This is a genomic window from Haloarcula sp. HT12, assembly GCF_055271655.1.
In genome coordinates, this window is sequence record NZ_JBUXKW010000003.1 from 236,158 (window position 1) to 260,048 (window position 23,891).

At 64.6% G+C, this 23,891-nt stretch carries 25 protein-coding genes; 18 read left to right on the forward strand and 7 right to left on the reverse strand.

Annotation, left to right across the window (positions count from 1 at the left end):
- Positions 1–127: 127 nt before the first annotated feature.
- Positions 128–2,215: a hypothetical protein gene (locus ACY9XZ_RS10820; protein ID WP_463457048.1), complete on the reverse strand. Its 2,088-nt coding sequence runs from the start codon at positions 2,213–2,215 to the stop codon at positions 128–130.
- Between the two features lie 153 nt (positions 2,216–2,368).
- Here ACY9XZ_RS10820 and glyA point away from each other — a divergent pair, with 153 nt between their 5' ends.
- From glyA to ACY9XZ_RS10840, 4 genes are all read left to right on the forward strand, one after another.
- Positions 2,369–3,616 (forward strand): serine hydroxymethyltransferase, encoded by a 1,248-nt coding sequence (gene glyA / locus ACY9XZ_RS10825; protein WP_463457049.1) that lies wholly within the window; start codon positions 2,369–2,371, stop codon positions 3,614–3,616.
- 83 nt (positions 3,617–3,699) lie between these two features.
- Positions 3,700–4,296: a hypothetical protein gene (locus tag ACY9XZ_RS10830; RefSeq protein WP_463457050.1), complete on the forward strand. Its 597-nt coding sequence runs from the start codon at positions 3,700–3,702 to the stop codon at positions 4,294–4,296.
- A gap of 75 nt (positions 4,297–4,371) precedes the next feature.
- Positions 4,372–5,265 (forward strand): bifunctional methylenetetrahydrofolate dehydrogenase/methenyltetrahydrofolate cyclohydrolase, encoded by an 894-nt coding sequence (locus ACY9XZ_RS10835; protein WP_463457051.1) that lies wholly within the window; start codon positions 4,372–4,374, stop codon positions 5,263–5,265.
- Positions 5,266–5,748 (forward strand): NUDIX domain-containing protein, encoded by a 483-nt coding sequence (locus ACY9XZ_RS10840; protein ID WP_463457052.1) that lies wholly within the window; start codon positions 5,266–5,268, stop codon positions 5,746–5,748.
- Positions 5,749–5,752: 4 nt separating this feature from the next.
- Here ACY9XZ_RS10840 and ACY9XZ_RS10845 read toward each other — a convergent pair whose 3' ends face one another.
- Positions 5,753–6,472 carry a DUF7117 family protein gene (locus ACY9XZ_RS10845; protein ID WP_463457053.1) on the reverse strand — a complete coding sequence of 240 codons (720 nt, stop codon included), beginning with the start codon at positions 6,470–6,472 and terminating at the stop codon, positions 5,753–5,755.
- Between the two features lie 59 nt (positions 6,473–6,531).
- Here ACY9XZ_RS10845 and ACY9XZ_RS10850 point away from each other — a divergent pair, with 59 nt between their 5' ends.
- On the forward strand, positions 6,532–6,678 hold the full coding sequence (locus ACY9XZ_RS10850) for a hypothetical protein (RefSeq protein ID WP_004961170.1): 147 nt from the start codon (positions 6,532–6,534) through the stop codon (positions 6,676–6,678).
- 246 nt (positions 6,679–6,924) lie between these two features.
- Here ACY9XZ_RS10850 and ACY9XZ_RS10855 read toward each other — a convergent pair whose 3' ends face one another.
- Positions 6,925–7,197, reverse strand: coding sequence for an amphi-Trp domain-containing protein (locus ACY9XZ_RS10855; RefSeq protein WP_463457054.1), 273 nt, complete (start codon positions 7,195–7,197; stop codon positions 6,925–6,927).
- 209 nt (positions 7,198–7,406) lie between these two features.
- Here ACY9XZ_RS10855 and ACY9XZ_RS10860 point away from each other — a divergent pair, with 209 nt between their 5' ends.
- Both ACY9XZ_RS10860 and ACY9XZ_RS10865 read left to right on the forward strand, forming a co-directional pair.
- Positions 7,407–7,682, forward strand: coding sequence for a PadR family transcriptional regulator (locus ACY9XZ_RS10860; RefSeq protein WP_004518082.1), 276 nt, complete (start codon positions 7,407–7,409; stop codon positions 7,680–7,682).
- Positions 7,683–7,800: 118 nt separating this feature from the next.
- Positions 7,801–9,075, forward strand: a complete 1,275-nt coding sequence (locus tag ACY9XZ_RS10865; protein ID WP_463457055.1) for an MgtC/SapB family protein — start codon at positions 7,801–7,803, stop codon at positions 9,073–9,075.
- On the opposite strand, the gene ACY9XZ_RS10870 is transcribed toward ACY9XZ_RS10865, so the two are convergent.
- On the reverse strand, positions 9,072–9,398 hold the full coding sequence (locus ACY9XZ_RS10870) for a hypothetical protein (protein WP_463457056.1): 327 nt from the start codon (positions 9,396–9,398) through the stop codon (positions 9,072–9,074). The two genes, ACY9XZ_RS10865 and ACY9XZ_RS10870, sit on opposite strands and share 4 nt — an antisense overlap.
- 158 nt (positions 9,399–9,556) lie before the next feature.
- On the opposite strand from ACY9XZ_RS10870, the gene ACY9XZ_RS10875 reads away from it, so the two are divergent.
- The 3 genes from ACY9XZ_RS10875 to ACY9XZ_RS10885 all read left to right on the forward strand — a co-directional run bounded on the left by ACY9XZ_RS10875 (position 9,557) and on the right by ACY9XZ_RS10885 (position 13,538).
- Positions 9,557–11,422 carry a sensor histidine kinase gene (locus tag ACY9XZ_RS10875; RefSeq protein WP_463457057.1) on the forward strand — a complete coding sequence of 622 codons (1,866 nt, stop codon included), beginning with the start codon at positions 9,557–9,559 and terminating at the stop codon, positions 11,420–11,422.
- 125 nt (positions 11,423–11,547) lie between these two features.
- Positions 11,548–12,483 (forward strand): HhH-GPD family protein, encoded by a 936-nt coding sequence (locus ACY9XZ_RS10880; protein ID WP_463457058.1) that lies wholly within the window; start codon positions 11,548–11,550, stop codon positions 12,481–12,483.
- 47 nt (positions 12,484–12,530) lie between these two features.
- Complete coding sequence (locus tag ACY9XZ_RS10885; RefSeq protein ID WP_463457059.1) at positions 12,531–13,538, forward strand: sodium:calcium antiporter; 1,008 nt, start codon at positions 12,531–12,533, stop codon at positions 13,536–13,538.
- Positions 13,539–13,569: 31 nt separating this feature from the next.
- Here the strand turns inward: ACY9XZ_RS10885 and ACY9XZ_RS10890 are convergent, their stop codons facing one another.
- Positions 13,570–14,106, reverse strand: coding sequence for an N-acetyltransferase family protein (locus ACY9XZ_RS10890; RefSeq protein WP_463457060.1), 537 nt, complete (start codon positions 14,104–14,106; stop codon positions 13,570–13,572).
- Positions 14,107–14,354: 248 nt separating this feature from the next.
- Between ACY9XZ_RS10890 and glmS the strand changes: the two genes are divergently transcribed.
- The 7 genes from glmS to ACY9XZ_RS10925 all read left to right on the forward strand — a co-directional run bounded on the left by glmS (position 14,355) and on the right by ACY9XZ_RS10925 (position 19,703).
- On the forward strand, positions 14,355–14,801 hold the full coding sequence (gene glmS, locus ACY9XZ_RS10895) for a methylaspartate mutase subunit S (RefSeq protein WP_101350135.1): 447 nt from the start codon (positions 14,355–14,357) through the stop codon (positions 14,799–14,801).
- 137 nt (positions 14,802–14,938) lie between these two features.
- On the forward strand, positions 14,939–15,100 hold the full coding sequence (locus tag ACY9XZ_RS10900) for a hypothetical protein (protein ID WP_162470422.1): 162 nt from the start codon (positions 14,939–14,941) through the stop codon (positions 15,098–15,100).
- A 109-nt stretch (positions 15,101–15,209) separates the two neighbouring features.
- Positions 15,210–15,788, forward strand: a complete 579-nt coding sequence (locus ACY9XZ_RS10905) for an NADPH-dependent FMN reductase (protein WP_463457061.1) — start codon at positions 15,210–15,212, stop codon at positions 15,786–15,788.
- 215 nt (positions 15,789–16,003) lie between these two features.
- Complete coding sequence (locus ACY9XZ_RS10910; protein ID WP_463457062.1) at positions 16,004–16,636, forward strand: YIP1 family protein; 633 nt, start codon at positions 16,004–16,006, stop codon at positions 16,634–16,636.
- Positions 16,637–16,662: 26 nt separating this feature from the next.
- Entirely contained in the window at positions 16,663–16,926 is a 264-nt protein-coding gene (locus ACY9XZ_RS10915) for a hypothetical protein (protein ID WP_463457063.1), read from the forward strand.
- Between the two features lie 64 nt (positions 16,927–16,990).
- Positions 16,991–19,174, forward strand: coding sequence for a DHH family phosphoesterase (locus tag ACY9XZ_RS10920; protein ID WP_463457064.1), 2,184 nt, complete (start codon positions 16,991–16,993; stop codon positions 19,172–19,174).
- A 40-nt stretch (positions 19,175–19,214) separates the two neighbouring features.
- Positions 19,215–19,703, forward strand: a complete 489-nt coding sequence (locus ACY9XZ_RS10925) for a cupin domain-containing protein (RefSeq protein ID WP_463457065.1) — start codon at positions 19,215–19,217, stop codon at positions 19,701–19,703.
- Between the two features lie 4 nt (positions 19,704–19,707).
- Here the strand turns inward: ACY9XZ_RS10925 and ACY9XZ_RS10930 are convergent, their stop codons facing one another.
- Complete coding sequence (locus ACY9XZ_RS10930) at positions 19,708–21,600, reverse strand: methyl-accepting chemotaxis protein (protein WP_463457066.1); 1,893 nt, start codon at positions 21,598–21,600, stop codon at positions 19,708–19,710.
- 151 nt (positions 21,601–21,751) lie between these two features.
- Positions 21,752–21,910, reverse strand: coding sequence for a hypothetical protein (locus ACY9XZ_RS10935; protein ID WP_463457067.1), 159 nt, complete (start codon positions 21,908–21,910; stop codon positions 21,752–21,754).
- A 107-nt stretch (positions 21,911–22,017) separates the two neighbouring features.
- Here ACY9XZ_RS10935 and ACY9XZ_RS10940 point away from each other — a divergent pair, with 107 nt between their 5' ends.
- Positions 22,018–23,673, forward strand: coding sequence for a tRNA uridine(34) 5-carboxymethylaminomethyl modification radical SAM/GNAT enzyme Elp3 (locus ACY9XZ_RS10940; RefSeq protein ID WP_463457068.1), 1,656 nt, complete (start codon positions 22,018–22,020; stop codon positions 23,671–23,673).
- The last annotated feature ends 218 nt before the right edge of the window (positions 23,674–23,891 follow it).

The window sequence follows — 23,891 nt, forward strand, 5'->3', positions numbered from 1 at the left end:
GGGGACTTTCACTGGTGCCTTCGTTACCACTCGATTGCTATTCGCCTAATTACCACTCGATTGCTATTCGCCTAAGCATGTGGCGACTGTGCGGGTTCCCGTCAAGGAACGTGACAAGTGTCGGGAGTTAGAAGCCTGTTCGAAGGCGCGCGGCCAGGTCGTCGGACCAATGAAACTCCCCGTCGTAGATGACCGGCAGCGAGGTCTGGCTCAGGGCGTCGGCTAACTCCGTTGCGTCGAGCGAATGGCTCGTCTGTTCGCCGTTCAGCGCCGCACTGTCGTCGAACGGCAGCCGGTAGCTCTCGCCGGGCCGCTCGGGGGCGACGACCGTACACTGGACATCGAACCCTGTGTCCGCCTCTGAGAGCCAGACGACCGCCGGCTGTGCGGGATTGGGGACTATCGAATAGGTACCGTCCCCGACAACCGCGTAGTCCTTGCACATCATTATCCGCCGACGGGCGAGTTCCAGCGCCCGCTGAATGCTGAATCCGTTGCTGAGCAGACGCGCGAAAGCGGTGCCGACCAGCGCGGCGTGTTTGTCCAACACGTCGGTCAGCGTCACCGCGCCGGCGACTGCGCCCTGTTTCACCAGGTCCAGTCCCTCGTCGTAGGAGCCACAGGCGTTCAGGAAGAACGTCTGTGTTCGGGCCTCCGAGAGCGACGACAGCGCCAGATTGCCGTCGGGACATCGCAGGCCTGCATCGTCGCAGTGGCCGATGAAGTGGACGAAATCCGTCGGCTGTCGGAACACGTCGGCCAGTTCCCTGACCGACAGCGACTCCCTGACCCGCACGTCCATCGGGAGGTCTGCTGCCTGGTATATCTCGGTGACTGCGGTGTGTTCGTCGGCCATCTCCTCCTCGTTTAACACGACCACGACCCGCTGGTCGTCGCTGTCGCTGGTCCGGCACCGATGGCGGTTCACGTACGCCTCTGGCGGCGTCTTGCATGCGTCGATCGGGTTGCCCGGCGCGAGCCAGGCGTGGAGTTGGCCTTCGCGCAAGTTCGGCTCGATGACCGGCGGGCGCTGGGCGGACCCGCGGCTCAGATACGAATCCGACAGCGTCCTATCGAGGAGTTCGTCCCGGTCGAGCCGGGTGCTGTCCGGCAGGTAGATGAGGCTGAGCCGGTCGAGCAGGAAGGGCAGGCACCGGACCCGTTCCGGCTCCGGCGAGACGTACGTCGAGAGGGGCCACTCCGGGAGGATAGAGTTTACAGCCTCGTCGGAGACCTCGATATACCGTTCGAGCCGCCCTGCCGGTGACAGCGACCGGATCGCGTCCGGGTCCAGCGAGAGGGCCGACGAGATGCGGGTTCCGCTCTCGGCCGGATCGATACGCCTGACTTGACAGTCGAGGTAAAACACTTTCCGGAGCAGCGCTGCGACGCCGTCCTGGAGCGACGGCCACGCGTCGAAGGAGAGGTGTACCGACGTGTCCGCAGCCGTCAACAGTGCGGAATCCCGCGACTCGACGACCACTTCGGCCCCGAGATAGTACGCTAGCGGTGCGCTGACGAGCACCTCCGCCTCGCACTCCGGGACCCGAAGCGTGATGTCGGTCTCAGGACGGTTCCGCCGAACCGTGTCGGGGATTCGCTCCGTTTCGCCGGTCGTGACCATCGGCGGATGGCCGCGGAGTTCCGGATGTGAGCGGGACGGTTGCAGTGTGTGGTGGGCCCCACTCAGATGCGTGACCGCCGTTGCGAGTCCCGCGGGCGTCGCGGGGACCTGCAGATGTGGCCGTGCCGCGTTCGTCTCCCAGGCGAACCCGACTGTAACGCTCGCCGGCTTTTCGAAGGCGAGGACGGAGGTTATGCCGGGCGAGTGGAACGACGCCGGGCCGTCGAACCGGACGTGAATCCGAACGTCGTCGGGGATACCGAGTGGCGATTCCCGGTCACTACCCGCAGCACGGGCTTGCATCGTCAGCAGATACGTTCCGTCCTGTATCGACGTCGGTGACTCGACGGGCGTCGCATCGACGTCTGTATCGACTCGGCGGACCGTAGCATCCACCGCCGGCAGCGCTAATTCGGTGACGGTCCCGCGGTAACAGTCGTCGACACGCTGTGGTATCCCTTCGCCGTCCGTGACTTCTCGGCTGTGTAATTGGCGCACCAGCGCGGTCGGGTCGACCGTTTCCCCGTCCCAGTTCAGCGACTCACCGCTGTCCCGGCCCACCCGCTCGCCTGTCACCCCCCAGGTGACCATGTATGAGCATGTGGAACGTCATCTGATAAATACATACGGGTGTCAGCCTGTCGTCACTCCCTCTGTGCCAGCGGCGGCGGACAGGACGTGACAGAGCCTCACACGCGTGGGTCAAAGGGTAGATTATTGTCGCCCCGGTCCTGACCGGAATACATGAGCTACGAAACCGTACGAGAAACGGACCCGGCTGTCGCAGACGCCCTGGAGGGCGAACGCGGCCGGCAGAACGACACGCTGGCGATGATCGCCAGCGAGAACCACGTCAGTGAGGCCGTGATGGAAGCCCAGTCCTCGGAGTTGACGAACAAGTACGCCGAGGGATACCCCGGTGAGCGCTACTACGGCGGTTGCGAGTACGCTGACGACGTTGAGGAGCTCGCTATCGACCGCGCCAAGGAACTGTGGGGCGCGGACCACGTCAACGTCCAGCCCCACTCCGGTTCGCAGGCCAACATGGGCGTCTATCTCGGCGTCCTCGAACCCGGCGACAAGATCCTCTCGCTGGACCTGACCCACGGCGGCCACCTCTCGCACGGTCACCCGGCGAACTTCGCCGGCCAGGTGTACGAAGTCGAACAGTACAAAGTCGACGAGGAGACCGGCTACATCGACTACGAAGGGCTCCACGACCACGCCGAGGAGTTCGACCCGGACATCATCGTCTCGGGCTATTCGGCGTACCCCCGAGAGGTCGACTTCGAGCGGATTCAGGAAGCCGCCGACGCGGTCGATGCCTACCACCTCGCGGACATCGCCCACATCACCGGCCTCGTCGCTGCCGGCGTCCACGAGTCGCCGGTCGGCGTCACCGACTTCGTCACCGGCTCGACGCACAAGACCATCCGCGCGGGTCGGGGCGGTATCATCATGTGTGATGAGGAGTACGCCGACGACATCGACGCCGCTGTCTTCCCCGGCTCTCAAGGCGGCCCGCTGATGCACAACGTCGCCGGCAAAGCCGTCGGCTTCGGCGAGGCGCTGGCCCCCGAGTTCGAGCAGTACGCCCAGCAGACCGTCGACAACGCCGTCGCGCTCGGTGAACAACTCAAAGAGCACGGCCTCTCGCTCGTCTCCGGCGGCACGGACAACCACCTCGTGCTCATCGACCTCCGGCCGTCCCATCCCGACACCACCGGCAAGGAAGTCGAGGAGGCGCTGGAAGAGGCCGGCATCGTCCTCAACGCCAACACCGTCCCCGGCGAGACCCGCTCGGCGTTTAACCCTTCGGGCATCCGCGCCGGCACGCCCGGGCTCACCACACGCGGCTTCGACGAGGATGCCTGCCGCGAGGTCGCGGACCTCATCTACGAAGTCGTCGACGCTCCACACGACGACGATGTCGTGGCGAAAGTCAGCGACCGCGTGGACGAACTCACCGACGAGTACACGCTGTACGAGTAGCGACAGGCCAGCCCTGTAGCGCGGCTTCTGCCGTCCGCCCACTGGCATCTCCCTTTTTGACATCTCTCCCCGACACGTCTGGTATGCCCCGCACAACCCGACGCCGGACGCTCTATGCTCTGGGTACCTCCCTATCGACGCTTGCCGGCTGTACGCAGTTCGAGGTAGAGTCAGGGGAGGAAACCGGGCAAAGCGACGGCGGCGCGAGCGAGCCGACAGCGACGGCCACGGCGGCAGAGACAGCCGCCGCTACCGTCGCAGGCCAGGAATCAACTGCTGTACAGACGGAGGCAGCCACAGAAGCAGAACTCGATCTGCGGGAGGCCAACGTCGTCGGCGTTGAGATCGCGGACGAGGGCGGCGGCGACTACCGCTTCGACGTAACGCTGTACCACGACGACGACGGCGAGGACGGCTACGCAAACTGGTGGCAGGTCGAAACGCTGCCGGGCGACCGACTCGGCCGCCGTGACCTCGCGCACGCTCACTCGACGGCTCCGTTTACCCGGTCGGAGACGATCCCGGTTCCCGACGACGTGGCCTGCGTCGTGATCCGGGGCCACGACCAGACACACGGCTACGGCGGGCAGGCGATGGCCGTGGCTGTGCCGGGCGGCGCGACACGGACCATCCAGCAGGGGTCGGAGCGACAGTCAATCGCCGAATCGGACTGTCCCTGAGCGAGAGCGCGCCGGCCTGTCGCGGCCGGCCGAAATCCGGGACGTTCATACCGCCCCGCGCCGCCGTTGTACCTAATGACAGAGATTATCGACGGCAACGCCGTCGCCCAGTCGATCCGGGACGACCTGGTCGCGTCCATCGACCGCCTCGCCGACGCGGGCGAGCGCCCGTCGCTGGCGACGGTCCTGATGTCCGAGGACCCCGCCAGCGAGACCTACGTCTCGATGAAACAGGACGACTGCGAGGAGGTCGGTATCGAGGCCATCGATATCGACATCGACCCCGACGCGGACGCCGCCGAACTGTACGACACCATCGAGGACCTCAACGCCGACGACGACGTCAACGGTATTCTGGTCCAGATGCCCGTCCCCGACCACGTCGAGGACAGGTCGGTCCTCCGCGCCATCGACCCGATGAAAGACGTTGACGGCTTCCACCCGGAGAACGTCGGCCGACTCGTCGCCGGTGACGCCCGCTACAAGCCCTGCACGCCCCACGGCATCCAGAAGCTCATCGAGAGCGCCGGCGTGGACACGGAGGGTAAGGACGCCGTCGTCGTCGGCCGGTCGGACATCGTCGGCAAGCCGATGGCGAACCTGTTTATCCAGAAGGCACCGGGCGGCAACGCGACGACGACGGTGTGTCACTCCCGCACTGAGAACCTCGCCGAACGGACGCGCAACGCCGACATCCTCGTCGCCGCGGCCGGCGTCCCCGAGATGATCGACGGCGAAATGATTGGCGAGGGCGCAACGGTCATCGACGTGGGCATCAACCGCGTCGACGCGGACACGGAGAAGGGGTACGAACTCGTCGGCGACGTGGAGTACGAGAGCGCGAAGGAGGTCGCGGGCGCGATCACGCCGGTTCCCGGCGGCGTCGGCCCGATGACCCGCGCGATGTTGCTGTACAACACGGTGAAAGCGACGGGCCTCCAGCACGACATCGACGTCGACCTGCCCTGAATGCCGACGCTCGCGGCCTTCGAAGACCGTGACGTGTTCACCCGACGAGTGACCCGCGAGACCGACGCGGCGGGCGTAGACGGGGTCCGTGCCCGTGCCGACCGCGGCCTCCACTGGGCGGTCGGCGCGCTCGTTATCGACCCGGCGGACCGGATGCTGTTCGTCTACGAGGACGAGACCTGGAAGCTCCCGGGCGGCGGTGTGGAAGCTGGCGAGACACGTCAGGAAGCGGTTCGCCGGGAGGTGCACGAGGAGACTGGCGTGCGTATCGCTGTCGACGAACTGGCCGCTGTCACCGAGGTCAAAGTGACTGACGGCGGCCGCGAGGCGACGTTCTTTTTCGGGACTTATCGCGGAACGGCTGACTCGACGGCACTAGCGTCAGACCCCGGACTCGACGGCGAATCGATAGAGACCGTAGCGTGGCGGGACTCGGTTCCGGGCAACTGTCTGGACGAGACGCTGGTCCGGCGGCTCCGATAGAGTTTTAGACAGTATCGTCCTCGATCCCGGCGAGCCAGTTCTCTGCTCTGACGAAGGCGCTCTCGTCGCCGGTGATGTACGAGCCGAGGTCCCGCGCCGCGTGGACGAGGCGGTTGGCGTCCCCGGGGTCGACATCGCCATCCAGGGCCTCGATCCGTTTCCGATGGTCGCGGATCCGTCCCGAGAGCTGTCGCGCGGTCGGTTCGGGGTCGCTGTCCAGATACGTCCGCACGTCCCGCTGATAGCTGCCGACGGCCGCCGCCATCGCCAGGCCGTACGGGACTCGGAGTTCCGATGGGACCGCCTCGACAGCCGGGCGGTCGCCGTCGTCAGCTCCGCCGAGCAGTTCGTAGAAGTACCGTTCCGCCGGGTCGCTGCTGCGTAGCTCCCGGGAGAGGTGTGCACCGACGTGCTGGAGTTCGACCGCGGCGACGAACGTCGGGTCGAGCGGGCGAAGCTCGCCGGCGTCGATGAACCCACGCTTGCGCGTGTACTCGCGGCACCGCTCCGCGGCCGCGTCAGCGATTTCCCGGGTCGAATCCGCGTCGATCCGACTTCGGACCGGCGTCAGGTCGAGCGTGGCCGGTGCGTCGGTGTGTTCGGTGTGTTCGTCGACGCCGACGCTGTGGATGCTGCCACAGTCCGGACAGGCGATGCTCCCAGTCTCGTAGTACCGCCATCGCGTGCCACAGTCCTGGCACTCGCGTTCCCCGCGGACTTTCATACTTGATGCTGAGAGGCCAGCCCTCAAGATTGTTCCGCGAGGGCTGTCTATGTCAGCGCATGCGCTCGGAAGACGAGATCCGCGAGCAGTACGAGTTCCTTGCTGAACAGCTAGACGACGAGGAGATGGACCACGAGCGGGTCCGGATGATGTTCACCCACTACAAGCGGGCGCTCGGGTGGGTGCTTGAGGAGGAACACATCTGAGTTGGTTGCTGTTTCCATCCGGTTTTGTTTCGATAACTAACATCTGGCGGACGGGGCCGGTACTTTTAAGTCATTCTGCCCCATTCGACCAAGTGACGCTTCGCTTGGAGGGCCGAAGCGTCAGCGGGGACCAATTCAGGGCGGCAAGCGGTCGCGTTTTTCGCGACCGCTTTCCACTTACTTCGCTGCACACGACCTGAAAAGAGTGATTTCTGTGACTGATCGGTGTCTGCTGGACGATACGTCTTACTCGATAGAGAGCTCTGTGTCCGTCGCGTTCTCGGGCCACTCCAGTTCGACTTCGATGCTGAGCTCGCCGTCGCCGCCCTCCGGACCCTCGCGCTCGGCTTTCACCTCGAACTCCACCTGTGATGGCGGCGCGAAGGTGGCCTCCTGTCCCCCTGCGCTGAGTGTGATCTCAGACCCTTCCTCCAGCGAGTCGGCCATCGTTCTGAGATATGCCGCGACGGCACTGCGGTCGAGTACTTGTTCGTTTTCGAACAGAACTGTTTCTACCATACCATCTGTAGGCTACACTGACAAATAATACTGTTGCCATCAGTTTCCGAAGAATGATGATCTACTGACTGTATTTACCGTATGGACAAATAGTAGGTTGAGGGCTTAGCTGCAGAAAATTCCATACTTCGATCTGCCGAAACCGATACAAATTCTCTGGGCCGATATATTTAACAGTATAGATACTAAATCATTACATAGGAAAATCGATGCACGACTTGACAGGATTCCAGCGTGACCTGCTTTACGTGATCGCTGGCAGGGAGGAACCCCACGGGTTAGCTATCAAGGAGGAACTCGAAGCGTACTACGAGAAGGAGATCCATCACGGTCGTCTCTACCCGAACCTCGACACCCTGGTCGACAAAGGACTGGTCGAGAAGGGCCAGCGCGACCGCCGGACCAACTTCTATACGCTTACACGTCGCGGTCGGCGCGAGATCGACGCTCGCCGTGAGTGGGAAGACCAGTACGTCGATCTATAACAGGGTCGCAGCGCCGCTTGTGCTGAGGCTGCCGTCTCACCGGTAGCAGTGCGTCTGTGTGCCGAATCGTACTGCCCGAGCCCATATCACTTTAGCCAAGGCCCGTCCTATCACGACTGTGTCAGCACTCCTGCAACTGTCCCCGGAGCCGATTCAGACGACCGTGTTCCGAATCCTGCTTGCGGGGGCGCTCGGGATGTTTCTCGGACTGGAGCGGGAGTGGTCACAGAAGTCGGCCGGGATCCGGACGTTCGCCCTGATCAGCCTGCTGGCCGCGGTGTTTACGCTGGTCGAGAGCCAAGCGCTGCTCGTCGTCGGCGGCGTCCTGGTCATCGTCCAGGGCATCTTGCTCGCGGTCCAGGGTCTCCTCGGCGAGGGGGACGGCGAGGGACTGTCGCTGACCACGTCCGTGTCGATGCTCGTCGCCTACGGGGTCGGGGCGCTCGTCGCGCGGGGGTTCATCCTCGAAGGCGTCTCGGTAGCCGTCTTCTCGTCGCTACTGTTAGTGCTCAAGCGGGAACTCCACTCGCTGGCGTGGGGGCTCTCCCGCGAGGAACTGCGCTCGGCGACGGAGTTCGCCATCATCGCCTTCGTCATCTACCCGCTGCTCCCGTCGGAACCGGTCGAGATTCCCGGCGGGCTGGTTGATATCGCCGTGGAGTTGCGGGTCATCTGGCTGATGGTCGTGTTCGTCGCCGGCATCGGCATCGTCAACTACGCCATCGTCCAGACTTACGGCGGGCGCGGCATCGCCGTCACCGGCTTCTTCGGCGGCTTGGCGTCGTCGACCGCGGTCGTCGGCACGATGCTCGACCACGTTCGCCAGCGGCCGGACGCGACCTCGTATGCGGTGGCTGCAATTCTGCTGGCCGACGCTGCGATGGCGCTCCGGAACCTCCTCATCACCGTGTTCTTCACCATCGAACGGGGCGTCTTGGTCGAGGCAATCATCCCGCTGGGGGCCGTCATTGCCGGCAGTATCGCCGTCGCCGCGTACACTGCGGACTGGTCAGAAACGGTCGAGATGGCCCTCGACAGTCCGTTCTCACTACAGAACGCGCTGGCCTTCGGCGGGGTATTCCTGCTGGTCGTGGTCGCCGGCGGGTACGCGGAGACGCAGTTCGGAACGGCCGGGCTCTTCATCACGTCGGCACTCAGCGGACTCGTTTCCAGTGCCGGCGCGACGACCTCGGCCGTGTTGCTGTACCGCGGCGGCGCTATCGACGGCCCGACGGCGATGTTCGCCATTCTGACCGCGACGGCCGCCAGCATCATGGTCAAAGCCGCGTTGACTGCCCCGGGCCCGAACCGCGCCTTCGCCTCGCGCGTGGCGTTCTGGAGCTCGGTGGTCCTGGGTGTCGCGACGGTGCTGGCGCTTGGCCTCCTGCTCTAGAACTGGTAGCGCCGGTCGTCGTTGTCCTGGGGCTGGGGGAAGTCGTTCCCGGTCATCTGGTCGAAGGTCATCCCCGAGAGGTACTCGTCGTACGTGCAGTCGTAGCTCGACCGGAGGTGGAAATCCAGCGTCCCGCGGTCGACGGTCGACTGAAACAGCATATGGATCGCACGCCTGACGAGCTCCTCGGAGTCCTCCGGGTCCAGTGCGACGGACAGCATCGCGAGTTCGTTGCGGGTCTCGCGGTCGATAGATAGCTCGTACTCGTCGTCGAAGTCGCCGTAGGCCGCTTCGATATCCGCCTGTAGATCCTCGAGGCTCATACGAAAGGGGACGACGAGCGCGAGGAAACCCCTTACGACTCGTCTGGGATCGCTCCCTCGAAACGCACTCATCGACGATTATAACATATGATAAATTATATCATGGACTAAACATAACGAGGGGTAGCGGTCGACTACTGAGCGACTCAGATCAGATAATGACAGACGGTGGGGACGAAACGGCAGCGTCCAGTCAGCCCGATGGGGTGACGGAGCGACTCCACGCGGTCGTACCGGGCGTGTACACGCGAAGCTACACGGCGAAGTTCGCTGTTGCGCTGGCGGTAATCGTCGTCGTGCTCGCAGCCGTCGGCTTCGGCAGCTACCTGCAGATACAGGAGCAGGTCGTCAGCGATGCGGCGACGGACCTCGAAACGTCGGCCACAAATCGGGCCGAGGGTATCGAGCAGTGGCGGACGACCAGCGAAACGAAGGCCGTCGCTGTCGCGGCCACAGCGGTGTACGACACCGGGACGCACGCGGATATCAGACAGTACCTCTCTACAGTTGCCACGGCGGAGTCGTCGCGGATTCGCTCGCTCCACTACGTCGCCACCGCCGACGACTCACAGACAGTTGTCGCTAGCACTGAGACGAACACGGAAGGACGGTCCCCGTGGGCAGTCGAATCCGCATGGGAGTCGCCGCTTACCGCGGCGATGAACGGTACCACCGATACTGAGACCGTGGTGCGTTCGACGGTTTACGCGGACGGTGACGGCCATTCGATGGCGTTCGTGACGCCCGTGTCTACTGGCGATGGGGCGCTGGTTCTCGTTGCGGAGGTCCCGACCGGGCAGTTGCACGACGAGCGCGACGGGTTCGAGACGCAGCTGCTCACCGGAGACGGGGACCCGCTTATCGACGGCCGGGACGGTTCCGCGCCCATCAGCCAGGACGGGCTCCGGGCCGCGGCCGCGGGCCGGACGACGACTCTCGAAACGGGGGGAAGCGTCGCGGCCTACACGCCCGTCAACGGCACGTCGTGGGTGGTTATGACGACTGCAGAGCGACAGTCACTGTACAGGACGAGCCAACTCGTCCGCTGGGGGTTCCTCGCTGTCGTCGGGACGGCGGTCGTCTCGCTGGGTATCGTGGGCTACCTCTTCGGGCGGCACACGATCCGGCCGTTGATACGCCTTCGTGACCGGACGCAGGCGATAGAGCGGGGAGACCTCGGCGTCGATATCTCGACAGCCCGGGAGGACGAAATCGGGCGGCTGTACGACGCCTTCGGAAACATGCGGGACACGCTACGGAGCCAGATCCGGCAGGCCCAGGCGGCCCGTAAGGAGGCCGAGCGGTCGAGCCACGAACTCGAACGCCAGAACGAGCGACTGGACGAGTTCGCGTCGACGCTGAGCCACGACCTCCGAAACCCGCTTACGGTCGCCCGCGGCCACGTCGAACTGCTCGCAACGCGGCTGTCGGACCCGGAGACGGATCCGGCCGACCTCCAGTCCCACACCGAGAAGCTCGAAGACGCACATGATCGCATTGAGTCGATCATCGACGACGTGTTGACGCTGACGAGAAAGGGCGCAAGCGTCGAGCAGACGGCACCGGTGCCGCTGGAGGGGCTCGTCACCGAGGCGTGGGACAACATCGATAACAAAAACGCCAGCATCGAGCTCACGGGCAGTCGAACCATCGACGCCGACCGGACACGGCTGCTGCGGGCCTTCGAGAACCTCTTTCGAAACGCCATCGACCACGTCGGCCCAGAGGTGACCGTCACGGTCGGACTGACGGACCACGGGTTCTACGTCGCCGACGACGGGCCGGGGATTCCGACCGAGGAAGTCGACGATATCTTCGAGTACGGCCACACGACGAGCGAGGATGGAACCGGGCTCGGCCTCTCTATCGTCAAGACCATCGCGGAGGCCCACGGCTGGCGGCTGTACATCGACACGACGTACCCCGACGGGGCGATGTTCGTGTTCGCGGACGTGTTCAGCGAAGACGAGCCGGACTGGTACGGGACCGAGTTCGAATGGGGACGGTCCGAAGCCGACAGCTGATACTGTCTGTTGTACTGACTGGGGATCAGTCGGGACTTCGGGGGGTGTGATTCTCTCCGGACACAGCCGACGGGATGGGCGGCAACGACCGCCACGCACAAATCGGGACAGAGCTAAACGGGGGTATGACCGACCAGTCGACAGCGACGGACCGCCATGGGGCCGTGCCCGCGGACCCGTCGGCTGTCCAGGACGCGCTCGTGGCGTGGTACGAGGCGGACCACCGCTCGTACCCGTGGCGGGAGACGACAGACCCCTACGAGATTCTCGTCTCCGAAGTGATGAGCCAGCAGACCCAACTGGACCGGGTCGTCGACGCCTGGGAGGACTTCCTGGACCGCTGGCCCACCGCCGAGGACCTGGCCCAGGCCGACCGTTCGGATGTCGTGGGCTTCTGGACCAGCCACTCGCTGGGGTACAACAACCGCGCCAAGTATCTCCACGAGGCCGCGGGACAGATTATCGAGGACTACGACGGCGAGTGGCCCCGTGACCCGGACGGCCTCAGCGACCTGATGGGCGTGGGTCCCTACACCGCCAACGCCGTCGCCTCTTTCGCGTTCAACAACGGGAACGCCGTCGTCGACACGAACGTCAAGCGCGTCCTGTATCGGGCCTTCGACGTGCCCGACGACGATTCGGCCTTTGAGACAGCCGCGAGCGCGCTCATGCCCGAGGGGCAGTCACGGGTCTGGAACAACGCCATCATGGAGTTGGGCGGGGTCGCTTGCGAGAAGACCCCCGACTGTGACGGCGCGCAGTGTCCCTGGCGCGAGTGGTGTTCGGCCTACGAGACGGGTGATTTCACTGCGCCGGACGTACCGACCCAGCCCGAGTTCGAGGGGAGCCGTCGACAGATGCGCGGCCGCGTCATTTCGGCGATCAAGGAGTACGACGAACTGCGCCTGGACCAGTTGGGGCCGCGTGTGCGCGTAGACTACGCATCCGAGGGGGAGTATGGACGCGAATGGCTCCGCGGGCTCTTGGACGACCTTGCGGACGACGGCTTAGTCGCTGTCGAGGACAGCGACGGCGAGACGGTCGCGCGCCTGAAGCGCTGACCGCCAGTGGCATACACCCTTGAACCCGTGCGGTCAATACGTCCATAATGGTTGGCTTGCTGGGTTCCGTCGTCCTCATCGTCGTCGCAACCGGTGTCATCTGGAAGGGAAGCGCGTACTTCGAACGCGCCGCGGAACAGCTGAGCCGATACTATGGGCTGCCGGTGGCGGTCCACGGCGCGGTCGTCGTCGCCGTCGGGTCGAGCTTTCCGGAGATCAGTTCGGTCGTCATCAGCACTGTCGTCCACGACGAGTTCTCGCTGGGCGTCGGTGCTATCGTCGGGAGCGCGATCTTCAATCTGCTCGTGATTCCGGCCCTCGCGGCGCTCTCCAGCGAGGAACTCCGGTCCACGCGCGACATCATCCACAAAGACGCCCAGTTCTACGTCATCAGTATCCTCATCCTGTTCATCGTGTTTGCGCTCGGGGCGACGTACGTTCCGGGCGGAACCAACCAGGTGGCCATTCTAACGCCAACACTCGCCGTCGTTCCGCTCGTGACCTACGGCATCTACGTGTTCCTGCACCAGCAGGACGCGAGCGAACACGTTGCGGACGAAACCCACAGTGTCCGCCCACGCCGAGAGTGGGGGCTGCTCGGGGTGGGCCTCGTCATAATCACTGTCGGCGTCGAGGGGATGGTTCGGGGCGCGCTTTCCCTCGGTGTCATCTTCGACACGCCGACGTTCCTCTGGGGGTTGACCGTCATCGCCGCCGGGACGAGCCTCCCCGATGCCTTCGTCAGCGTCCGGGCGGCGAAAAACGACGACAGCGTTACGAGCCTGACGAACGTCCTGGGGAGCAACACGTTCAATCTGCTGGTGGCGATTCCCGTCGGCGTCTCGCTTGCGGGGCGGGCGACAATCGACTTCCGCGTGGCGATTCCGACGATGGGGTTTCTCGGGTTCGCGACGCTCGTGTTCATCATATTCACCCGGACGGACCTCGAACTCTCGGACCGCGAAGCCTACGTGCTGCTTGGCCTGTACGTGGTGTTCGTCTGCTGGATGGCGCTGGAATCCATCGGGCTCATCGAGACTGTCCGCGGTATCTGACCGGAGTGGGGTGACCTATGCTTCGCTACCGTCACGTACTGTTCTCGGGCGATAGCTCGCGGGAGTAGACAGCCTCGTCGTAGGGATCGCCGCCGATAGTGAGCGTCCGCGTGTTCGTCCGCTCGAAGCCGAGGTTCTCGAAGAACTCCCGGCTCCGGTCGTTCGAAGCCAGATCCAGCGCCCGGAACTGCTCGACGCCGTGTTCCAGAAAGATGTCTTCGAGTCGGTCGTACAGCGCCGTCCCGACACCCTCCCCGTGGTAGTCCGGATGGACGTACAGCCGCAGCATCGTCCCCGTCGTATGCATTGTAACCCCCTGGGTGAAGCCGATGATCTCTCCGTCCTGTTCGGCGACCAGTAGCACCGCTTCGATGTCGTCGAGGTCGTTTGCCGGGACGCCGCCGGCCCAGCCGTGGAGCGCGCTGCCCAACGGGTCCGCGTACCAGTCGGATATCGTCTCGTCGATAACCTCGGACTCCAGCGAGTCATAGGCGTGGTGCCACGCCGCCCGAGCGACCCGGCGGATGCCGTCGGCGTCTGCATCGAAGGCCCGGCGGATGGTCGTCATGCGTGGCCCGGCGCTGGACAGGCAGATTGTTCCGAGCGGGTGCCACATCGGGTGGACTGACGCGACAGACGGCGCAGTACCCGAGACTCGGTCGGACGTTGAGGCGTGTCGTGTACCATAGGTGCTGTGTCTATCGATTCGTTTGTGCTATCATGGCTAATATCCTCCCCCTGTAGTGTGTGAACCACTACCAATCTATCATGGTTTATCATTAGGTTTATGTAGTTGACACCCATTGGTGGTCTTGTATGAGGACAGTCATCCTCGGTGTCATCGGCTCCGACGCGCACGTCGTTGGGATTACCATTCTGGAACGAGCGTTCGAAGCGGCCGGCTTCAACGTAGTCAACCTCGGTGTCCAGTCGTCCCAGTCGGAGTTCATCGACGCCGCGGATGAACACGACGCCGAAGCGATACTCGTTTCGTCGCTGTACGGTCACGCCGAGCAGGACTGCCAGGGGTTCCAGCAACAGATCAACGAGGCCGGGCTGGACGTGACGACCTACATCGGCGGCAACCTCGCTGTCGGGCAGGACTCCTTCGAGGAGACGCGCGAGACGTTCAAGGCGCTCGGCTTCGACCGGGTCTTCGATTCGGAAACCGACCCCGAAGAGGCCATCGAGGCGTTGAAAGCCGACCTCGGTCACCGCTCCCGCGAGGAAGCGTCGTCCGAAAAGATTCAACTCGGCTCCTGAGCCACGGATTACTTTTCCGGCCGCTAACGCCAATGCGTCGTTCGTACTGAGGGAAACTCTCAGCGACTGCTACCGGTCGATCACGCATAGTCCGGGGTGCTTTACGACCGGGACACGTATGGTGTATGATGTCACACATGACAGCCGAGCTCAGTGACGGCACCGAAATCAAGAACATCCACGACGTAGTCGAGGGGTCAAACGGCGTCCACCTCAAGAAGGAGGTCGGCAGCGGCGGGCTCGAACGGGTCGCGTACATCCCGTATCCGAACCTCCTCTACGTGTACCACGACAACTGAGCGTCGGCCAGAGCGACCCCCTTGGCCTGACGAACCGGCAGGGGAATCGAGACCAGCGGCGGGCTTCGTCTCCCCCATCGATATACCGGCCCCACTCCATAGGACCGTCATGTCCGAACCACACGTCGTCGGCGTCGTCGGCAGTCTCAGAGAGCAGAGCTACACCAGAGTTGGAATCGAGAGCGCGCTCGCCGCCGCAGATGACATGGGAGCGACGACGGAACTGCTGGACCTCCAGGAGTTTGACCTCCCGGTGTTCGACGCGGACCACCGCGAGGCCGGCGACGCCGTCGAGTTCGCCGACCGAATCCACGCGGCTGACTCAATTCTACTCGGGACACCGGTGTATCACGGGTCGTACTCCGGCGTGTTGAAGAACGCACTCGACTACTGCGGCTTCGACGAGTTCGAACACAAGACGGTGGGCTTGCTGGCGGTCGCCGGCGGGGGCTTTCCCATCACTGCGCTCGAACACCTCCGCTCGGTCTGCCGGGCGCTGAACTGCTGGGTCATCCCGCACCAGGCCGCGATTCCGAAGGCGCGCAACTACATCGCGGACGGCCAGATAACCGACCCCGACATCGACGAGCGCGTGACGACGCTCGGCGAGGAGGCGGTCCAGTACGCGAACATCGAGCCGGACCCGGCGTGTTTCGAGAGTACGGAGAACGTCGGAGCGGACGATTAGCGGTGAGGACCGCCGCGCGTGCCCGTACCGTGAGCGTCTTGGTTCGCAGGAGCAGATGATTAGCCGCGAGGACCGCTGTGCGTGTCCGAGCCGTGAGCGTCCGGTCCGCAGGAGCAGATCATTAGCCGCGAGGACCGCTGTGCGTGTCCGAGCCACACTGGGTTGCTGACCGAGAGAAGGAAACGGTCAAACCGACCCACACCCTACCTATGGCCGTGACTCAGTGGGTCGAGAATCCGACCGGTGGCCGGGACCGCGGGCCAGCCGCGCTGGTTCGCGCGTGGGTCGAAATACTGCGCCGCCCGCGGCGCTTTTTCCGCACCGGCGTCGCGCCAGGCGACCAGGCTCCGGGGCTGGTGTTCGCGGCGACGGTCGTCCTCTTCGAGGAAGTGAGCCGCTATGCCGTCGTCAAGCTAGCCCAGCGGGGACTGCTGTCGACGGGGCCGTTCGACTACCCCGCTATCGGCGGCTTCTCGCCCGGCGTCGCGGTGCTGGCGCTGTTTGCTATCCTCGTGTTCGTCACGCCAGCGACGGTGCATCTGACGGCGGCGTTGCAGACCCTGCTGTTGCTGCCCGTCGCGTCGGACCGCGGCGGCGTGAGCGAGACCGTCCAGGTGTTGTGCTACGCGATGGCTCCCTGTCTGCTGGCGGGTCTGCCCAGCGCCGAGGTCCGGGTGCTCGTCACCGCCTGGGGCGCGGGGCTGTACCTGCTCGGGACCGCCGTCGTCCACAGTATCCGGCTCCCGGTCGCCGCAATCGTCGGGGCCATCCCTGCGGCAATCATCTTCGGCTACGGCTTCCGCGGCTTCCAGGCGCTCTCGGTGCTGGTCGCGGAGTATGGGTTTTAGGGGCCGCCCGCGTGCGTTCCCTTACGATGCTCAGTATCGACATCGACCAGTTCATGCTGGAACTCAAGGACGGAGCGTTCAAGAGCGTCGGGCCGTCGAACAAGGAAGCGACCATCAAGATGTACGACGTCGAGGGCGTCGACGTTCGCGAGTACGGCGACAAGCGCATCAAGATCGCGTTCGAAGACGAACAGGGGAGCGAAATCGAGGTGGCCCTGTTCCCGGAACAGGCGAAAGCGGTCGCTACAGGCCTCGAACTGCTCGAAGAAGAGAGTGAAATGTTCGAATAGGGCGGGAGTTTCGCTCGTCCGGAATTCGACAACCGTTTTAGGCCCGACATGCTTGCACCGTGTAATGGGTTCGTGTATCATCTGCGGCAAATCTGTCGAAGGACGCATCTGTGACCTCCACGAGGAGGACGCCCTGTTCGAGTTCCGCGGCTCTCGTGCCGACCAGCTATCGGTCGACCGCTACTACCGCGGCAGTGTCGACGGCTTCGCCGAGTTCGGCGTGTTCGTCGACATCGGCGACAGCGTAACGGGGCTGCTCCACCGGAGTGAACTGGACCAACGGCTCGATTCCCTCGACTGGGAACCGGGCGACACCGTCTACGTCCAGGTCAAGAACGTACGGGACAACGGCAACGTCGACCTCGGCTGGTCGATCCGCCAGTCCGAGCGAGAGTTCCGCGGCGTCCTCGTCGACGACCCGGAAATCGGCCACTCCGTCCTCCTTGAGAACGAAGACGACGAAGACGAGACACAGGCCGACGATTCGGACGAGGGGGCGTCCCGACCCTCAACTGACGAGTCCGCGGGACAGAACGACGACGAATCGGGCGCGGACGAAGGCACCGAATCTGACGACAGCAGCGCCACGAACGCCGGCGCAGTCAGTCGGGCCAGCGACGAGGACCGCGTCGAAGGCACTGCGGCCGTCGGCGGCAACGACAGCGGATCAGACACCGCTGTCGTCACCGAGACTGAGGACGAGGCTGCCACCGAGGCGGAGACGGAGGAAGCGACCGCGGCCGAACCGGTCGCCGCGGCTATCGGCGATCTCGACGACCACGTCGGCGCGGACGTTCGACTGGAAGGCGAAGTCGTCGGCATCCGCCAGACCTCCGGCCCGACGGTGTTCGAACTGCAGGACGAAACCGGCACCGTCGACTGTGCGGCCTTCGTCGAGGCGGGCGTCCGCGCCTACCCCGAGGTCGAGGAAGACGACTACGTCCGGCTGTCGGGCGAAGTCCGCGAACGTCGCGGCGAACTGCAGGTCGAAACCGAGGAGCTCGACGTGCTCGAAGCCGAGGAGCGCGAGGAAGTCGAACAGCGACTCGCCGACGCCCTCGACGACGAGGCCCGGCCTGACACGGTCGAACCGCTCGCCGACGACACGGCGGTTGCGGACCTCTCCGAGGAGCTGGTCGAAGCGGCGACCCAGATCCGGAAGGCAGTGCTGACGGACCGGCCGGTCATCGTCCGCCACGCCAACACCGCGGACGGCTACCTCGCCGGCAGCGCGCTCGAACGAGCTGCGCTCCCGCTGGTCACCGAGCAGCACCGCCGGGCCGACGCGAAGTACCACTACTTCGACCGGCGTCCCATCGAGGGCGGCGTCTACGACATGGACGACGCGACCAAGGACACGACGACGATGCTGGACAACCGGGAGCGCCACGAGGAGAAGCTCCCGCTGTTCGTCTTCGTCGCCGCCGGCGGCACGCGCGAGAGCCTCGACGGCTTTGACCTGCTGAACGTCTACGGCGCACCGAGCGTCGTCATCGACGACATCGACGTCGACGGCGCGGTCGTCGACACCGTCGACGCCGTCGTCTCGCCTTCGGCTGACGCCGTTTCCGAGACCACCTCGACGGCGCTCGCGGCCAACGTCGCCGCACACGTCAACGAAGACGTCCGCGACGACCTGGGGCACCTCCCGGCCGTGAGCTTCTGGGAAAACATCCCCGAGCCGTACGTGGCTGCCGCCAACGAGGCCGGCTACGACGAGACTGCGGTGTCGGAGCTCCGCGAAGCCGTCGCGCTCGAAGCCCACTACCAGTCCTACGAGGACAAGCGTGAACTCATCACCGACCTCGTGTTCGGCGACGACGAGGAGGACGTGGGCGGTCTGGCCGGCCACATCGCCGAGCAGTTCCGCGAGAAGGTCGACGAAGAGGTGTCGACCGCCCGGGCCAACCTCGACCACCGGACCGTCGGCGACGTGGACATCGCCGTCCTCGACACGGACGCCTTTACCCACCAGTACGAGTTCCCGCCGGAGTCGCTCCTGCTCGATGAGCTCCACCGGGATGTCCGCGACGAGAGCGACGCCGTGCTCGGCATCTCGACGGACACGATGTACGTCCGTGCCAACGGCGACCTGGATCTGCACGAGCTGGTGAGCGAAGTCAGCGAGCGCGTGCCGGAAGGCGGCGTCGCGACCCGGAGCGTCCGCGAGGGGACCATCCGATACCTGGCCGGCGAGCGACCGGCCGTCCTCGAGGCTACCCTCGACGTGCTGTCCGACGAGCTGTAACGCAGGGGACTTTTTCTACTCGCCGGCTGTCCACCCGGGCATGAGCGACGGCCCCGTCAACGAAGCCGACCTCGACTGGACTGACCACGAGCACGGCGACCGGACGTTCAAACGCAAGCAGATCGGCGACGCCGCCGGTGGCGAAAAACTCGGTGCGAGCCTCTACGCCGTCCCGCCGGGCAAGCGGCTCTGGGTGCGCCACTACCACGAGGGCAACGAGGAAGCGATCTTCGTTCAGGCCGGGACCGGCACGCTCTGGCTCGGCCCTGCTGCCGACGAATATACGCTCGAACCGGGCGATTACGTCGCACTCCCGGCCGGCGAGGAGAGCGCCCACGAGATCGAAGCCGGCGAGTCGGACCTCCGGCTGCTGATGGTCTCGACGATGGAGGAGCCGGACATCACCGTCTACCCCGACCGGGAGATGGTCGGGCTGTACGCCGGGTCGCCACCGGGCGGCGAGAAAGCGGACCGGACGCTGTCGACGTATCTCGATAGGAACGCGGAAAAAGAGTACTGGGACGAGTGAGCCGTTAGCGGCTGCCGACGTCAAACTCCGACAGCATCGTCTGGAGCCGTTCGGACTGCTCGGCGAGCGATTCGATGCTGGCGCTGACCTGTGACATGGACGCGGCCTGTTCCTGGGCAGTTGCGGAGGCGGTTTCGGTCTCCGCGGCGGTCGCCTCGCTGATGTCCACGGCCTCCTCGACCATCGACACTGCCTCCTCGGTCGTGGCGGCCTGGTCGTCGGTCGTGTCGCTTATCTCCTGAATCCCGTTGTCGGTCGCCTCTGCGTTTTCCGCCACTTGCGAGAACGTGTCGACGACGTCTTCGACGGCTTGGGTACTCGCTCGCATGTCCTGCTTCGCTCCCCGCGCCTCCGTGACCGTGGTCTCGGTCTGGGCCTGGGTCTCCGCAATGAGCTGTTCGATCTCGGTCGCCGAGGCCTGCGTCTCCTCGGCCAACTGTTTGACCTCGTCCGCGACGACGGCGAACCCGTCGCCGCCCGAGCCGTTTCCGGCCCGCGCGGCCTCGATATTGGCGTTCAGAGCCAGCATGTTCGTCTGCTCGGCGATGTCGCCGATCAGTTCGACGATGTCGCCGATCTCGGCCATCTTCTCGTCCAGTCGCTCCACGTTTTCGACAGTCGAATCGATGGCTGTCTGGACCTCTCTGGAGCCCTCGATGGCTTGCTGTGCGGTCTCCTCGCCGGCGTCGGCGATCTCGGCCGTCTCGCGGGACCGCTCCGCGACGGTTTCGGCGGACGCGGCGACCTCCTCGACCGTCGCCGAGAGGTCGGTCATCTCACTGGAGACGGTTTCGAGCATCTCCCGCTGGTCGGCCGCCCCGCTGGCGATGCCCTGAATCGATTCGCTCATGTCCTCGCTGGCCCCCGTCGCCTCGGTAGCACCGGCTGTGGCCTGGTCGCTCGTCGAAGCGACTTCCTGCGAGAACGCCTGTATCTCCTCCATCGCCGACTCCGTCTCCGTCATCATCTTGTTGAACGACTCGGCGATCTGTGCCATCGCGTCGCTCTCGCTGTCGGCGTCGATCCGAACCGTGAGGTCACCGTCGGCCGCCCGGGACATCGCCGCGCTGTAGGCGTCGGCCGTCGCTTCGAGGTGCTCGTTGAACTCCTCGACTTCCTGCTGTCGGGCCTCGGCCTCGGCTTTCGCCTCCTCGGCTTCGGCGATAGCCTGTTCCATCTCGGCTTTCTTCTCTTCCAGGTTCTCGACCTCCTGGGTCTTGGATTTTGCCTGCTGGAGTTGCTCCTCCGCCGCTTCGCGGGACCGCTCGGTCGACGCCCAGTGGGCCATCAGCGCCGCAGCCAGCATCAGGACGAATCCCGCGTGGATGAACGCCCACACCCACGGGTTGTTGATCGCCGCCGAGTGGTTGTACACCCGGCTCGGATCGATCATGCCGAAAACCCCGTGCTGGATCGAAACGTAGCCGATGCCGAGGATGAACGGCAGCCAGTCCTCGTAGACGGCGACCACGGCCATCACGACGAAAAAGTGGAAGTGAGCCTCGATGTACCCGCCGGAGAAGTGGACCAAGAAGCCGGATGTCGTGACGAGCCCCATCGTCGCCAGCGCGGTTCGCGTCCGCCGGCCGAACCACGGTAACTGCGACAGGACGGCGAGCCCGACGACGACCCCGACCTCCGCGAGCACGTGGAGCGTGCCAATTTCGGGGAGCGTTGCCCCCGTGACAAGTGATTCAGTTCCCGAATACAGCCCAAGCGCCAGCAGGACGGGCACGTGCGCCAGCAGCAGAATGAGGATATTACGGTGTCGTCCGCGCCACGTCTCGTCGGGGATCGTATCGCCACTCGGAATGTATGCAATGAACTCCTGAAACCGTTCCGCCGGCGACAGTTTCCGGGAGCGAGTTTGTGCGGACCCACTGGTCGTGCCTGACATATAGACACACTGCAGGGGAGTACTGACTAAAAGGCTCTCCCGACAGTATCATTCGAAATAACCGGAGAGGGGGTCTGAGGCGGCTGTTCAACGACCAGCGAGTTGTTCACTATCGGAGCCATTGAAAACCAACGGCCACGCAATCGTACGACTACGGTTCGCCGCCTGGTTCCTGGGACGTATCGGCCGACGAGACTGACCTGGCGGCCTTCTTTGCACCGTAGTAAGCCCACTCCGCGCTGTAACAGACCACGCAGCCGCGGAAGGTCGGCCGGTCGAGGCTCTCTGTATCCTCCGTTGCGCCGCTCATAGTTCCCTTTGGCGTGACAGCACAATGAACCCCACGGCCACCCCCGTCGCTGACGATACCCGAGCGACACGCTTATTCGGCCGAGACGCCGATTTCGCACAACGCCGATGAGCACGGAGACGCCGGACCCAGACGAGACAGAGACCTTCCAGCAGGTGTGTGCGGAGCTGGTCGACCGGATTCTCGCAGGCGAGGTCGAGCGCGACGACGTCGAGTCGGCCAAGATCGACGTCTGTCGGGAGTACTCCGCGCCGAAAGTGCCGAAAAACTCCGAACTGCTCGATTACGCGCCACAGGAACACCGCGAGGTGCTGGAGGAGGTCCTCCAGCGCAAGCCGGTCCGCACCGCGTCGGGCGTCTCACCCATCGCGATCATGACCTCGCCCGAGCGATGTCCCCACGGGAAGTGCCTGTACTGTCCCGGCGGCCCCGACTCGGAGTTTTCCTCCGCCCAGTCCTACACCGGCCACGAGCCCGCTGCCGCCCGCGGCGAGCAAAACGACTACGACCCCTACGGGCAGGTGACCCTCCGGCTCAACCAACTGCGGGAGATCGGCCATCCCGTCGACAAGGCCGAACTCATCCTGATGGGCGGGACGATGACCGCCCGGAGCCACGACTACCAGGAGTGGTTCGTCAAGCGGGCCCTTGAGGCGATGAACGATTTCGACGTGGACGCGGAGCCGACGCCCGCGGAGGACGTGAGTTTCGCCGAGGACGACTACGAGTTCCGCTATCTGGAGGACGTCATCACGGAGAACGAGACCGCAGACGTCCGCAACGTCGCCACGACGTTCGAAACCAAGCCCGACTGGTGTGACCCCGAGCAGATCGACCGGATGCTCGACCTCGGCGGGACGAAAGTCGAGGTGGGCGTCCAGACGACCTTCGAGCGCATCAACCGCGAGATGCACCGCGGCCACGGCGTCCAGGCCTCTATCGACGCGAACCGCCGGCTGCGCGATTCAGGGTTCAAGGTCGGATTCCACATGATGCCGGGCCAGCCCGGGATGTCAAAGGAGATGTGCCTGGAGGACTTCCGGCGCATCTTGGGCCAGACCGACTGGCGGCCGGACTACCTCAAGATCTACCCGACGCTCATCGTCGAGGGAACCGTCACCTACGATTGGTATCGCAAGGACGAGTTCGACCCGCTGGACAACGACGAGGCCGCTGAACTGGTCGCCGAAATCAAGGATATGATTCCCCGCTACACCCGCCTCCAACGCGTCCAGCGGGACATCCCGGCCGACTTCATCGAGGGCGGGGTCTGGAAGTCCAACCTCCGACAGCTCGCCTGGCAGCGGATGGAAGAGCACGGCTGGACGTGTGACTGCATCCGCTGTCGGGAGGCCGGACACAGCGAGAACGAGGCCGAGAACATCGAACTCGACGTCATGACCTACGACGCCTGTGGCGGCACGGAGCATTTCATCTCCTTCGAGGACTTCGACAACGACGTGCTCGTGGGCTTCTGCCGGCTCCGGTTCCCGAACGACCCGGTGCGCCGGGAGCTACAGGACGCCGCAATCGTCCGCGAGCTCCACGTTTACGGCAACGCTGTCGGCGTCGGTCAGGAGGGTGCCGAGGAGGACCACCAGCACAAGGGCTACGGCAAGAAACTGCTGGAGAAAGCCGAGCGGATGGCCCGCGAGGCCGGCTACCCGAAACTGGCCGTCATCTCCGGCATCGGTGTCCGGCAGTACTACCGGGAGAAGCTGGGGTACAAGCAGGACGGGCCGTACGTGAGCAAGCGCCTCTGAACGCTTTCGGACTGATTTTTCCACTCTGTTGCCATCGGATGTGTGATGGGCGTCGATGAACGACAGCCACAGAACGGTGGCGATGTGAGTCCAGTCACGGGGGAATCGCCCGTATCGCGCGAGGGGCGACGGGCGATGGTCGAAGGAACGGACGCTATTTGAGGCACTATATGTATGCCGTCTATCCGGCCGTGTAGGCCGGCCACGTCGAACGGCCC